The 13,314-nt window shown below is 40.5% G+C and carries 8 protein-coding genes and 2 rRNA genes (1 of these 10 cut by a window edge); 2 read left to right on the forward strand and 8 right to left on the reverse strand.

Annotation, left to right across the window (positions count from 1 at the left end; genetic code table 11):
* Positions 1–56: 56 nt before the first annotated feature.
* The gene (locus E5N72_RS12780) at positions 57–1,499 is read right to left on the reverse strand and encodes a glyceraldehyde-3-phosphate dehydrogenase (protein WP_135925281.1); all 1,443 of its coding nucleotides are present in this window, start codon (positions 1,497–1,499) and stop codon (positions 57–59) included.
* Positions 1,500–1,673: 174 nt separating this feature from the next.
* On the opposite strand from E5N72_RS12780, the gene E5N72_RS12785 reads away from it, so the two are divergent.
* Positions 1,674–2,480 carry a DUF2989 domain-containing protein gene (locus E5N72_RS12785; protein WP_135925283.1) on the forward strand — a complete coding sequence of 269 codons (807 nt, stop codon included), beginning with the start codon at positions 1,674–1,676 and terminating at the stop codon, positions 2,478–2,480.
* Positions 2,481–2,537: 57 nt separating this feature from the next.
* Here the strand turns inward: E5N72_RS12785 and ihfA are convergent, their stop codons facing one another.
* From ihfA to pheS, 3 genes are read right to left on the reverse strand one after another with little or no spacing between them, the layout of a single operon-like run.
* Positions 2,538–2,837, reverse strand: a complete 300-nt coding sequence (ihfA, locus tag E5N72_RS12790; protein ID WP_002960690.1) for an integration host factor subunit alpha — start codon at positions 2,835–2,837, stop codon at positions 2,538–2,540.
* 2 nt (positions 2,838–2,839) lie between these two features.
* Positions 2,840–5,227, reverse strand: coding sequence for a phenylalanine--tRNA ligase subunit beta (pheT, locus tag E5N72_RS12795; RefSeq protein ID WP_135925285.1), 2,388 nt, complete (start codon positions 5,225–5,227; stop codon positions 2,840–2,842).
* A 15-nt stretch (positions 5,228–5,242) separates the two neighbouring features.
* A complete protein-coding gene (gene pheS / locus E5N72_RS12800; RefSeq protein WP_062568835.1) occupies positions 5,243–6,223 on the reverse strand; it encodes a phenylalanine--tRNA ligase subunit alpha in 981 nt (326 codons plus the stop codon).
* A 253-nt stretch (positions 6,224–6,476) separates the two neighbouring features.
* On the opposite strand from pheS, the gene E5N72_RS12805 reads away from it, so the two are divergent.
* The gene (locus tag E5N72_RS12805; RefSeq protein WP_135925287.1) at positions 6,477–9,296 is read left to right on the forward strand and encodes a hypothetical protein; all 2,820 of its coding nucleotides are present in this window, start codon (positions 6,477–6,479) and stop codon (positions 9,294–9,296) included.
* Between the two features lie 55 nt (positions 9,297–9,351).
* Here E5N72_RS12805 and hda read toward each other — a convergent pair whose 3' ends face one another.
* The 4 genes from hda to E5N72_RS12825 all read right to left on the reverse strand — a co-directional run.
* Entirely contained in the window at positions 9,352–10,044 is a 693-nt protein-coding gene (gene hda / locus E5N72_RS12810; RefSeq protein WP_213018564.1) for a DnaA regulatory inactivator Hda, read from the reverse strand.
* Between the two features lie 17 nt (positions 10,045–10,061).
* The gene (locus tag E5N72_RS12815) at positions 10,062–11,117 is read right to left on the reverse strand and encodes a DUF2066 domain-containing protein (RefSeq protein WP_135925289.1); all 1,056 of its coding nucleotides are present in this window, start codon (positions 11,115–11,117) and stop codon (positions 10,062–10,064) included.
* 230 nt (positions 11,118–11,347) lie between these two features.
* A 5S ribosomal RNA gene (gene rrf / locus E5N72_RS12820) occupies positions 11,348–11,462 on the reverse strand.
* Between the two features lie 124 nt (positions 11,463–11,586).
* Positions 11,587–13,314 (reverse strand): 23S ribosomal RNA (locus E5N72_RS12825) (it continues 1,157 nt past the right edge of the window).

The raw sequence follows: 13,314 nt of genomic DNA on the forward strand, positions 1-13,314 counted from the left end.
TCACGACTAAAAAAGCCAGCATAATGCTGGCTTCTAGATTCTTTATAGCTTAGGTATTAGCGAGGTAAACTTGGGAAAGTTACTTCAGCCATATCACGCATACAACGTACTACCTGACAGCTATAACCAAACTCATTATCGTACCAAACATAAAGAACAACACGGTTGTCATCTACGATAGTCGCTTGTGAGTCAACAACACCAGCGTAACGGCTACCCACTAAGTCAGTAGATACGATTTCTGTAGACGCTGTGTAATCGATTTGGTCACGAAGGTCTGAGTAAAGTGCTGTTTCACGTAAGAACGCATTTAGCTCTTCGACTGTAGTGCCTTTTTCAAGGTTTAAGTTCAAGATTGCCATTGATACGTTTGGTGTAGGAACACGGATAGCGTTACCTGTAAGTTTACCTTCAAGCTCAGGTAAAGCTTTAGAAACCGCTTTTGCAGCCCCCGTAGACGTGATAACCATGTTCAGTGCAGCAGCACGACCACGGCGCTCAGCTTTGTGGTAGTTATCAATTAAGTTTTGGTCATTGGTGTACGAGTGAACAGTTTCAACGTGACCATTCTTGATACCGAACTTATCGTTAAGCGCTTTTAACGTTGGGGTAATAGCATTGGTTGTACAGCTTGCTGCACAGACAATTTTATCTTCAGGTTTGATATCTTGGTTGTTTACACCGTAAACGATGTTCTTGATGTTGCCTTTAGCTGGTGCAGTTAATAATACTTTTGCTGCGCCTTTTGCTTCTAAGTGCTGACCAAGGCCTGCTTCGTCTTTCCAGATACCTGTGTTATCAACAACAAGTGCATTCTCGATGCCGTAAGCTGTGTAATCAACTTCGCTTGGTGAGTTAGCGTAGATAACTTGAATGTAGCTACCGTTAGCTTTAATTGCATTACGCTCTTTATCAATTGTGATTGAGCCATTGAATGGACCGTGGATAGAGTCACGACGAAGTAAACTTGCACGCTTTTCTAGGTCGCCGTCTTTACCGCCACGCACAACGATTGCACGTAAACGTAGGTCTGCATAAGGACCTGACTTTTCGATTAATAGACGCGCTAATAAACGACCAATACGACCAAAACCGTACAACACAACATCACGTGGTTCTTTACGCTCTGAGTTTGCGATTTCTGCAAGTTCGTCAGTTAAGTACTCTTCAACTGAACGACCTTTTGCAGCATCGTTAAACAAATAACCATACGCTAGTTTACCAATATCGATACGTGCAGAATTTAAATCCATTTTGCTAATTGCTTCTAAGAAAGGGAAGCTTTCACGTAAACGTAGTTTTGTACCTTCAAACTGTGCAACTGTTTTGTGCGCTTTGATGATATCGATTGTACTGGCATTAACGAGAGGACGGCCATATACAGCGATTTCGATACCACGATTACGGTAAAGTCTACCAATGATTGGTTGCATACTTTCTGCGTAATCTTGACGTTCTTGCCAGCTGCTTGTGTATTCTAACTCGTGAGATGAGGTCATTTTTTTTACCTAATTAAACAATTTTGAACGGATAGCCTTTGAAAATGTGTTGTGATTTGAGAGCAACACATCTTAGGCACGGCTATTCTAATTTAAACTCAAATGATTCTCCACTGTTACAGAACAATTCATTGCGCTAGAATAAAGTCGTAATTATTAAGTCGAGGTTAAGGAATGTTATTAAGAGCAAGCGTGTTGCTTGGTTTATTGGCGTTAACGGGGTGTGAAGATCCGCTTACACTGGCAAAGGTATGCGAAGAGACTCCTGGCTTTTGCAGTGATTTAAATAAAGACAGTCACTGTAAAGAGCAACGTGCCGAGGTCATCATTCAGCGATATGTTGAATATAAGTCACCAACAGACGAAAACAAATACCAGTTATTAAAAGATTTCGAGAAATACGATCAGTGTGTATCGCTCGCTGCCAAAATTGAGCATATAAAACTAAAAGAAAAAACGACGTCTCGTGTTGAAGGTCATTTAACCAGTATTAAAGAGATGACACGTATCTTCCAAGATACAAAAGACACAAACCATCCAGGTTTGTTGTATTACCATTGGTCACGTAATAACGATCAATCAGCGTTAACGAAACTTCTCGCCCTTGAAGAAAAACAAGATAAGCGCGTAACTGAAGATGCAGAAATGCAGTTTTTCTTAGCAAGCTACTACGTTAAGTTTGATGATGAAAAAACCATAGACTTGCTTTACAAAACGCTAGAACTGAATAAAGCAGGTGAAACACCCAACCCTGAAATCTACCCTACACTTGTGAGCTTATTCTACAAACATGAAAAGTATAAGCATGCCTACACCTTTGCACGTGTAGCACAATTATCTGGGTATGAAGATGTCGATATTTTACCTATCGAGCATCAACTCGCTGCCGCAGGTAAAAGCCTGGACAGCTTAGATGATTTAGCGCAAAAAACCTACGATAGCATCCAAGCGGGAAGCTTCGTATCACCACGCGGGTTTTAATAAATTCGCTAGTGCAGTGCTTAGACAAATAAAAAAGGCAGCTAACGCTGCCTTTTCTTATTTTGCTTTGCTTGTGCCAACTTCTACACGAGTTTTTAGCTTTTGACCTGGTCTAAAAGTCACTACTCGGCGTGCCGAAATAGGGATGTCTTCACCTGTTTTCGGATTGCGACCTGGACGTTCTTTCTTATCTCGAAGATCAAAGTTACCAAATCCAGAGAGCTTTACTTGCTCGCCTTTTTCTAGCGCTGAGCGGATTTCTTCAAAAAACGCTTCAACTAAATCTTTGGCATCTTTTTTATTGATCCCGAGTTTTTCAAATAGGTGTTCAGCTATGTCGGCTTTAGTAAGCGCCATATCTAGTCCCTCAACGATGCGTTAAATTGTTCGGCCAATGCGGCCACCACATTATCAACTACTTGATTGATATCTTTCTCTTCGAGCGTTCTATCAACCGCTTGCAGTGTTAGAGCAATCGCCAAACTCTTATAATTTGGCTCAATACCTTTGCCCTTATACACATCGAATAAGTTTAGGTCAACCAATTGATTTCCGCCAACTTTTTCTATTACATTTAAAATATCACCAGATTTTACGTGATCTTTCACTAAAATCGCGATATCACGGCGGTTTGACGGGAATTTCGAGACCGTTACCGCTTCTGGTAATTTTCTTTTTTCAAGGGCTGACATTTCGATTTCAAATACAAAGGCTGTGTTATTGATATCTAGTAACTTTTGCACTTGTGGGTGCACAGCACCAAAAAACCCTACTTTTTTACCATCAACATAAATAACTGCTGATTGACCTGGGTGTAAGCCATCAGACTGCTCTGCTTTTATCTCAAAGCGTGCAATATCGTTGCTAATTGCTAAAAGTGCTTCAACATCGCCTTTTAAGTCATAAAAATCAACGCTACGCTTTTCTTGAACCCAATGTTCGCCGTGTGCAAGTCCAGAGATTACACCACCAATCACAGCAACTTGGTTTACGCCGTTTTCAGCATTCTCGTCACGTAAGAATTTTAAGCCATGCTCAAATAAACGTACACGTGGTTGTTGACGGTTTTGGTTATACACTAACGATGCTAATAGACCCGGCATTAAGCTCACACGCATTGCTGACATTTCAACTGAAATTGGGTGTGGTAATACAAGCGCATCACTTTGTGGATGTAAAATTGCTTGTGCTTTTGGATCAACGAAGCTGTAGGTAATTGCTTCTTGGTAACCACGTGTTACAAGCGTATTGCGGAATTTAGTTACCGCAACATGTGACTCGTCATGGTTAGTCATTTTTAATTTAGCTGTTGGTGCAACGTTTGGAATGCTGTTATAGCCGTAAACACGTGCAACTTCTTCAATTAAGTCTTCTTCGATACGAATATCAAAACGATAGCTAGGTACGTCAGCGCTCCATACACCATCAACAATTTTCACATCTAGACCCAAGCGCGTTAGGATGTCAGTGACTTTTGCATCATCAATATGATGACCAATTACACGGTCTAAACGCTCACGACGTAAACGCACTTCTGTCACTTTTGGTAATTTATCAGTTGCTACTGCTTCAACAACAGGGCCTGCTTCACCGCCAACAATCTCTAGAAGTAATGCTGTAGCACGTTCCATCGCATCTTTTTGTAGCGCAAAATCTACACCACGCTCGTAGCGGTGTGATGCATCCGTGTGCAAGCCGTAGCTACGTGCTTGACCAGCAATCGCTACCGGGTTAAAGAAGGCACTTTCTAATAAAATATCTGACGTTGACTCAGTCACACCTGACTTTTCACCACCAAAAATACCCGCAATAGCAAGTGCTTTATTGTGATCAGCAATAACAAGTGTAGATTCATTTAGTTTCGCAGTATTGCCATCAAGAAGAACGATTTCTTCGCCAGCATTAGCGCTGCGAACTTTAATACCACCTTCAATCGCATTTAAATCAAATGCGTGCATTGGGTGACCAAGCTCTAATAACACGTAGTTTGTAACATCAACTACTGGATCAATTGAACGAATACCACTGCGACGAAGTTTTTCTACCATCCAAAGCGGTGTTTCTGCATCAAGGTTAATACCTTTAATTACACGACCTAGATAACGAGGACAGGCATCATCATTAACAAGTTCAATTGATACTTTATCTTCAATCGTCGCCTCAACAGGGGCAATCTCAAGATTGTTAACATCAATACTGTTCAGTACACCTACCTCACGCGCTAGACCTTTAATACCTAAACAATCACCACGGTTTGGTGTTAGGTCAACATCAATAATGTTGTCGTCTAGGCTTAAATACTCGCGTAAGTCAGTGCCGATTGGTGCATCACTTGGTAGTTCCATGATGCCATCACCTTCTTCGCTGATACCTAACTCAACGAATGCGCACAGCATACCGTGAGATGGTTGCCCACGAAGCTTGGCTTTTTTGATTTTGAAGTCACCCGGTAATACAGCGCCAACTGTCGCAACAGCTACTTTTAAACCTTGACGACAATTAGGTGCACCACAAACGATATCAAGTAGCTCATCACCACCTACGTTTACTTTTGTTACACGTAATTTATCAGCATCAGGGTGTTGACCACACTCAACCACTTCACCAACTACAACGCCTGTGAACTCAGCCGCTGCAGGCTCAACACCGTCAACTTCAAGACCAGCCATTGATAACTGTTCCGAAAGAGCCTGTGTGTCGATTGCTGGGTTAACCCACTCTCTTAACCACTTTTCACTAAATTTCATTTTATATCTTCACTCTTAACGGAACTGGTTTAGGAATTTTAAATCGTTTTCGAAAAATGCACGTAAGTCGTTTACGCCGTAACGCAACATAGTCAAGCGCTCAACACCCATACCAAATGCGAAGCCTGTGTATTTTTCTGGATCAATACCCACTGATTTAAGAACGTTAGGGTGAACCATGCCACAGCCTAATACCTCTAACCACTTGCCGTTTTTACCCATAACATCAACCTCAGCTGATGGCTCAGTAAACGGGAAATATGAAGGACGGAAACGGATTTCCATATCTTCTTCAAAGAAGTTACGTAAGAAATCGTGCAAAATACCTTTTAACTCAGTGAAGCTTACATCTGTATCAACCATTAAGCCTTCCACTTGGTGGAACATTGGCGTGTGAGTTTGGTCATAATCGTTACGATAAACACGACCTGGAGAAATGATGCGCAATGGTGGCTGCTCAGTTTCCATAGTACGGATTTGTACACCACTGGTTTGTGTACGAAGCACAAGCTTAGGGTTGAAATAGAAAGTATCGTGATCAGCACGCGCAGGATGGTGCTCAGGAATATTTAGCGCATCGAAGTTATGAAAATCATCCTCAACTTCTGGGCCTGATTTAACCGCAAAACCTAACTCACCAAAAAAGCTTTCAATACGTTCAATTGTACGAGTTACTGGGTGTAAGCCACCTGTTGGCATAACACGACCCGGTAAAGTTACGTCGATCGTTTCTGCAGCTAGTTTCTCTTCAAGAGCCTTACTTGCTAGTAACTCACGCTTTTCGTTAATGGCTGTTTGTACTTCTTGTTTTGCTTGGTTAATCACTTGACCCGCTTCTTTACGCTCTTCAGGGGCAATCTTGCCTAGCGTTTTAAGTAAGTTGGTGATTTCACCTTTTTTACCAAGGTAATTAACCCTGATATCTTCTAACTGCGCGATTTCATTCGCACTGGCAACTGCCTCAAGTGCTTGCGCTAAAATATTTTCTAAGTTCATTGAGTACCTGGTCTTTCACAGAAGGATTTTGTAATAGCTAATGATAACTGAAAGCAAGGACTAGATTCTAGCCCTACTAAAGCTTTAACGTTGATTTTATAAAGGGAATTGTTAATTTTCTTTGTGCGGCCATCGAGGTAATGATTAAAATTTATAAATTTGAACTAAAAATTAATTTCTTCATCAAGTATGCATAGAATTTTACACAGCTTGATGTTAGGTTAAGAAAAAGATACTAAAAAGGAACTTTGTTATGAATATCATTACTAAATTCAATCCATTATTAATACTACCACTACTAATAACTACTACATCCAACGCCGCTAATATAGGCACTTCTTACGATAAAACCACAGATAGTAAAAACTTGTCAGTTTTTGATGTAAATACAACTTCAGTAACAAAAAACAGCAATACGAAAATAATTGGTATATACGAAGATTCAATTGTTTATTCTGTTTCACAACAAGGCGATGGAGATACATTTCGCGAAGACATATGGTTTTACAACAGAAATAATCAGCAGTCTACTCCGATAGGAGAGAAGTTTAAAAACTATGCACCTAAGGTTGTAGGTTACGTTAATATAAATGGTAAGAAGTTTATATTTAACGAGTTAAGTGAAAATGACCAGTGTGAGCTCATATTACTTGAAGAAAATAACACTAAAAATTTACTAAGAGACGTAAGTTGTAACTCAGGTAGTTTAGAAGTTAATGGGAACAATTTATACATTGCAAAAACACGCTTTTATTATGACAGACTAAGAAGCTTCGACACTTATGAATTGTATGATAGAAAAGGATACAATATTGATGGGCTTTTGATTCATTACAACTTTTCTACAAACGAGTCTCAAGAAGTCATCTACACTAATATTGGAAGATCATCCCTACCTTATGTTTCGGAAGTAATTACTTCAGGCTCTTATGTATATACATTCCAGTGTCAAGTGAAATCAGGCTGTAAGAATGGGAATTATGGTGCTTTTAACAGATATAGCAATGACTTTACTTCGGAGCTGACTCTTTCACGTCAAAACGGCGACAATTTACTTCACATTGCTTCAAACCCCACAGCTGACTCAGTTTATATATATGATGAAAACAAATTATATGGTAATAATCGGCTAATAGTGTCAAAAAACGAGTCTTCTTTCGATATTATTGAAGATACAAAACCCGCCAGAACATCAAATATAATCAGTGCTGGAGTAATGGACAATAAATTTAGGCTGCTAAATATATCTACAGATACACAGTTAGGTGAAACAATATTAGAATTAGCGACTTTTGACGATGAAAGTCAATCTTTAATAAGTACGAAGGTTGCTACAAATAACATCATTGATGCTAACTCTAAAATTTCTAATAATGAAGCATTTATCATCGATATCCATTCTGACGGCACAAGAGGCCTAAATCTTCTTTCTTTAGATGGCACTATACAGCATCTATTTAAACTTCCCGCCTCATCAAACTACGCAATAAATATTTTAGATACCGATTCAAATTCAATTTTGTTTTCACAAAATGGATATTATTGGGAATTTGATAGAAACTCAGAAACCTTGTCACAAATTGAGTTAAAAGGAGAAGAAACCTCAAGTGACAGAAACTCGAGTTTAGAAAATATAGTACCATTTGATTTTGCAGGTGAAAAATTCTTTCTCATAGCGACGGATAACCCTAATTACAATTTGTGGTACTATGATTCTGTAGCAAATACTGTAAACAAACTTAGCGATGCCGTGTTTACTGATGCTTTACCAGAACAAAGTCAAAATAACCTTCTTATCCTAAAAAACAGGAATCAATTTACAACGTTTGACGTTAATACAAAAGCATTCATACAACATGAAGTATTGACTGGATTAAAACAAATTTCTCCAGTTCATTTCAGCGAAAATTTCACTTTTATCTCTGAAAGCTCAGATGGCTTAATTAAAAAATGGAAGTACGATTGGGATACTAAAGAATTAGACGAGCTAGAAACTTACAATAATAATAAAATCAGATACGCTTCAATAGATTACGTTTGGTTTATGCAAAGTGAAACGATATATGCGTACAGCAAAAACGATTTGACTCTTTATGAATTAATTGATGGCAATATCAATACTGTTTTCTCTGCTGAAAACCAAGGTATAACTGACAACTTTAGATGTGAAAATTGCATTTATAAACATAAAGATAGAGTCTACATTTTCGGTGCACAGTGGTATTACAATTTTTCATCAACAGATAATGGGGAGATTAACTTTTATGGCTCTGGTGAGAAAAAAGAGCCAATTACGAATGCTTTTAGTCATAACGAAGACTTATACTTCATCCCACATTCGTTCAACAGTATTTACAAGTTAGAAAATGATACTGATGAAGTAAGTAACCTTCCTTTGCAAAATATTAATGGCGACAAAATAATTTCAATTCCTTTCAGTTCAACACTTAAAGTAATATCTTTTCATAATCGAAATATAAAAACCTATGATATTTCTGAGGACTTCTCAAAAATTTCTGAAGTTTATTCAAACAATAACTTTCTAGAAGTTAGCTTAAGTTCTATAGACTCAGTTGTAAATAATATTTCTAAGCTAGTTCTGAATGCAGAAGATGCTAAGGTTAATAACACCTATATAGGAAGAGAATTAGCTATTCTGAACCTATACACGTATAAACTTGCTGATTTTGTTAATGAAATGCCAGAGGAATTTGAACTTTCTACTGATGAAGAGTTTGAGTTTATTCCAACAATAGAGCAACCAACCTCTCTTCCACTAAGCTTTACTATAATGAATAACCCTGAATGGTTAAAAGTAAATAAAGAGTCTGGGGTACTCTTTGGAACTCCAAGCGATAAAGATATAGGATTGTTTAGTAATATAAAGTTGGTTGTTGATAATGGTTTTGACACATACACATGGAATTTTAGTATTGATATAAAGGCAAGTAACAACACTATTATTGAAGAACCCAAAAATAGTTCTGGTGGCTCAATAGGGATTCTGTTGTTCCTTATTTTGGCTGCACTTTATACATGCAAAAAAATTAACCTTAAGGTTTTTAGAAAGTAAATTAAAGTCATGTTCGGCTATTTAAAGCCGAACATGAAAAATAATTACTATTTGGTCATAATTTTAACGTTGATTTTATAAAGGGAATTGTTAATTTTCTTTGTGCGGCCATCGAGGCATGGTCGAGTTTGTCTAAAACATCGAGTAAAGCGCGCATATCACGGCTTAATCGCGTTAATAAAAAGCGCGCGCATTCATCGGTCAGTTCAAGGCCACGCATGTGAGCGCGGCGTACAAGTGCCTCTGCTTTATCATCATCACTCATTGAGCGAATTTGTAATGTGGTACCCCATTTTAGTCGAGATACTAAGTCTGGTAAGTTTATATGCAACATATCAGGCAATAGATCGGCTGTTACAACAAGATATTTACCAGGCTCGTTAAAGCGATTAAAAAAGTTAAATAGCCCCTTCTCCCATGCATCATTCCCTGCCACTAAGTGCACGTCATCGATACATAAAACGTCAAGGTTTTCGAGGCCTTCGAGTACCACAGGGCCAAAATCAATCACCTCGCGCATCGACAGTAACATCGTCGATAAACCATGCTCTTGAGCGTGAATACAAGTCGCGTATAAGAGGTGGGATTTACCAGAATCGCCTAGGCCGCATAGGTAGGTATATTGAAACTTATTATTGAGCTTTGTGAACGCATCTTTAAGATGACTGACTTCAAGCGAGTTCTCACCACCAAAGTAAGATGTAAATGTTTCATCATCGGGTAATGTAACCGGTAATGCCATTTGCATAGGTTCTTGCACGTGTTTTAAAGCCCTTGCCACTGATATTCTAACTCATCACCTTTTACCACCTGATAAAAATCACGAGGATCTTGATAAGCTTTAAAGGCACTGTCTAACTCGAGAGCTTTTCTGAAATCATTCATACTGCCAGTATGATTTACAGTAAACTGTACAGTATCAGGTTTTCGGATAGTGATTTCAGCTCGAGTTACAACACTTAAACTTTCTAAACGGCGTTTTGCAACTTCAATATCTACAAAGTTATCAATACCTTTTAGGTAAAATATTGCAGTTGCAAGCTGGCCAATCATAGTAGGATCAATAGCATACTCTTGTGCTAAACCGCCCGCTAAATTATCGACCATATCTGCAACAATTTGTTGCTTATCACCAACTAATCGATTTGTTTCAAATAATTCTGCATTTGTAAAACGCCAATCAAGCACCCAAGTTTCAGAATCTTGCTGCTGATACATTCGAGCTGTGATACTACGCTCTGCACTGTAACGACTTGATGCTTGCTCTACTGGTTCAGAAAAATTTCCCCATACTTCGGGTATGCCAACTATAGAACGATCTTGCAAATCAAGTAATGGCACAACCACAGGCAAACCACGTCTGTCTGCCTTATCATAGATTAACTGCTCAAGTTGTGGGTAACTTTCTTGCGTAACGAGCTCACGTCGCCAATTATCTTCTATAGCTAACCAGATAGCTACTAGCGGGCGTCGTGTTCCCCATAAAGGCAGATTTAAATCCTTTATTAGTGCATTAATTTTATTAGCTTCAAACTTAACAACCAAGTTCAAAGTACCATCTGGCTTTTCATCATATTCAAACTTAAGCATATAGTCTGAAATGTCGCGGGTACGCTCTTTGGCAACAGGATTTTGATCTGCTGATGTATCACCCGTCACTTTAACCAATACATTAAGAAGTGCTTCACGACTAGCAGCTAATCGAGCATCTCGTGATTTATCAGCAACTTTCAGAGTATCTTGGTATAGATTAGTCACCTCAACTGCAAAAGTTGAAACACTAGAAAAAAATAATAATAAACAAATAAGTAATCTAGACACAGGCCATTAATTCTTGCTTTTAAACTGGTTTGATCCTAAATCAAAGCCATAAACAAAGCAAAGTTAATTTAATGAACGGGAGATGAGTGAATGATGAGTTAGTTAGCGAGTAGCGAGAGTAACGTTTGAAGCCAGCCCAACCTAGCTAAAGAATGAATAAGGCACGTTGTGTGGATAGCTTAAACGCAAAAAAGCCCGACTCTTTCGAATCGGGCTTTCTCTAATTTGGAGCCTGGCGATGTCCTACTTTCACATGGCAAATGCCACACTATCATCGGCGCTGTTTCGTTTCACTACTGAGTTCGGCATGGGGTCAGGTGGGTCCAAAACGCTATTGTCACCAAGCAAATTTGGTTTGTTAATCGCCTTGGCAATTAACTAAAATCTGGAATTCTGATATCAAGTAAATGTCTACTTTAGTTTCTTAACTTCTGTCTGTTACGCTGTCACAAAACGCGTTTGGCGTTGTATGGTTAAGCCTCACGGGTAATTAGTACAGGTTAGCTTAATGGCTCGCACCACTTCCACACCCTGCCTATCAACGTTGTAGTCTTCAACGGCCCTTCAGAGACTTTAAAAGTCTAGTGAGAACTCATCTCGAGGCCTGCTTCGCGCTTAGATGCTTTCAGCGCTTATCAGTTCCGAACGTAGCTACCGGGCAGTGCCATTGGCATGACAACCCGAACACCAGCGGTTCGTTCACTCCGGTCCTCTCGTACTAGGAGCAACCCCTCTCAATTCTCAAACGCCCACGGCAGATAGGGACCGAACTGTCTCACGACGTTCTAAACCCAGCTCGCGTACCACTTTAAATGGCGAACAGCCATACCCTTGGGACCGACTTCAGCCCCAGGATGTGATGAGCCGACATCGAGGTGCCAAACACCGCCGTCGATATGAACTCTTGGGCGGTATCAGCCTGTTATCCCCGGAGTACCTTTTATCCGTTGAGCGATGGCCCTTCCATTCAGAACCACCGGATCACTATGACCTACTTTCGTACCTGCTCGACGTGTCTGTCTCGCAGTTAAGCTGGCTTCTACCATTACACTAACCGTACGATGTCCGACCGTACTTAGCCAACCTTCGTGCTCCTCCGTTACTCTTTGGGAGGAGACCGCCCCAGTCAAACTACCCACCAGGCACTGTCCGTAACCCCGATTAGGGGCCAACGTTAGAACATCAACACTACAAGGGTGGTATTTCAAGGACGGCTCCACAAAGACTAGCGTCTCTGCTTCAAAGCCTCCCACCTATCCTACACATGTAGGGTCAATGTTCAGTGCCAAGCTGTAGTAAAGGTTCACGGGGTCTTTCCGTCTAGCCGCGGGTACACAGCATCTTCACTGCGATTTCAATTTCACTGAGTCTCGGGTGGAGACAGCGTGGCCATGGTTACACCATTCGTGCAGGTCGGAACTTACCCGACAAGGAATTTCGCTACCTTAGGACCGTTATAGTTACGGCCGCCGTTTACCGGGGCTTCGATCAAGAGCTTCGTCCAAAAACTAACCCCATCAATTAACCTTCCGGCACCGGGCAGGTGTCACACCGTATACGTCATCTTGCGATTTTGCACAGTGCTGTGTTTTTAATAAACAGTCCCAGCCACCTGGTCACTGCGGCTCCCGTCCGCTTAGAGAGCAAGTCTCATCACAGATAGGAGCGTACCTTCTCCCGAAGTTACGGTACGATTTTGCCTAGTTCCTTCACCCGAGTTCTCTCAAGCGCCTTAGTATTCTCTACCTGACCACCTGTGTCGGTTTGGGGTACGATTCGGTATAATCTGAAGCTTAGAGGCTTTTCCTGGAAGTATGGCATCAACAACTTCACACCCTTGGGTGCTCGTCTCGTGTCTCAGTCTTAGCGACCCGGATTTTCCTAAGTCACCAACCTACTCACTTTCACATGGACAACCAACGCCATGCTTGTTTAGCCTGCTCCGTCCCCCCATCGCAATTATACCAAGTACGGGAATATTAACCCGTTTCCCATCGACTACGCCTTTCGGCCTCGCCTTAGGGGTCGACTTACCCTACCCTGATTAACATGGGATAGGAACCCTTGGTCTTCCGGCGTGCGGGTTTTTCACCCGCATTATCGTTACTCATGTCAGCATTCGCACTTCTGATACCTCCAGCATACCTCCCGGTACACCTTCAACGGCTTACAGAACGCTCCCCTACCACTCATACAT

The sequence above is a fragment of the Pseudoalteromonas sp. MEBiC 03607 genome (assembly GCF_004792295.1).
In the GTDB taxonomy this organism is placed as follows: domain Bacteria; phylum Pseudomonadota; class Gammaproteobacteria; order Enterobacterales; family Alteromonadaceae; genus Pseudoalteromonas; species Pseudoalteromonas lipolytica_C.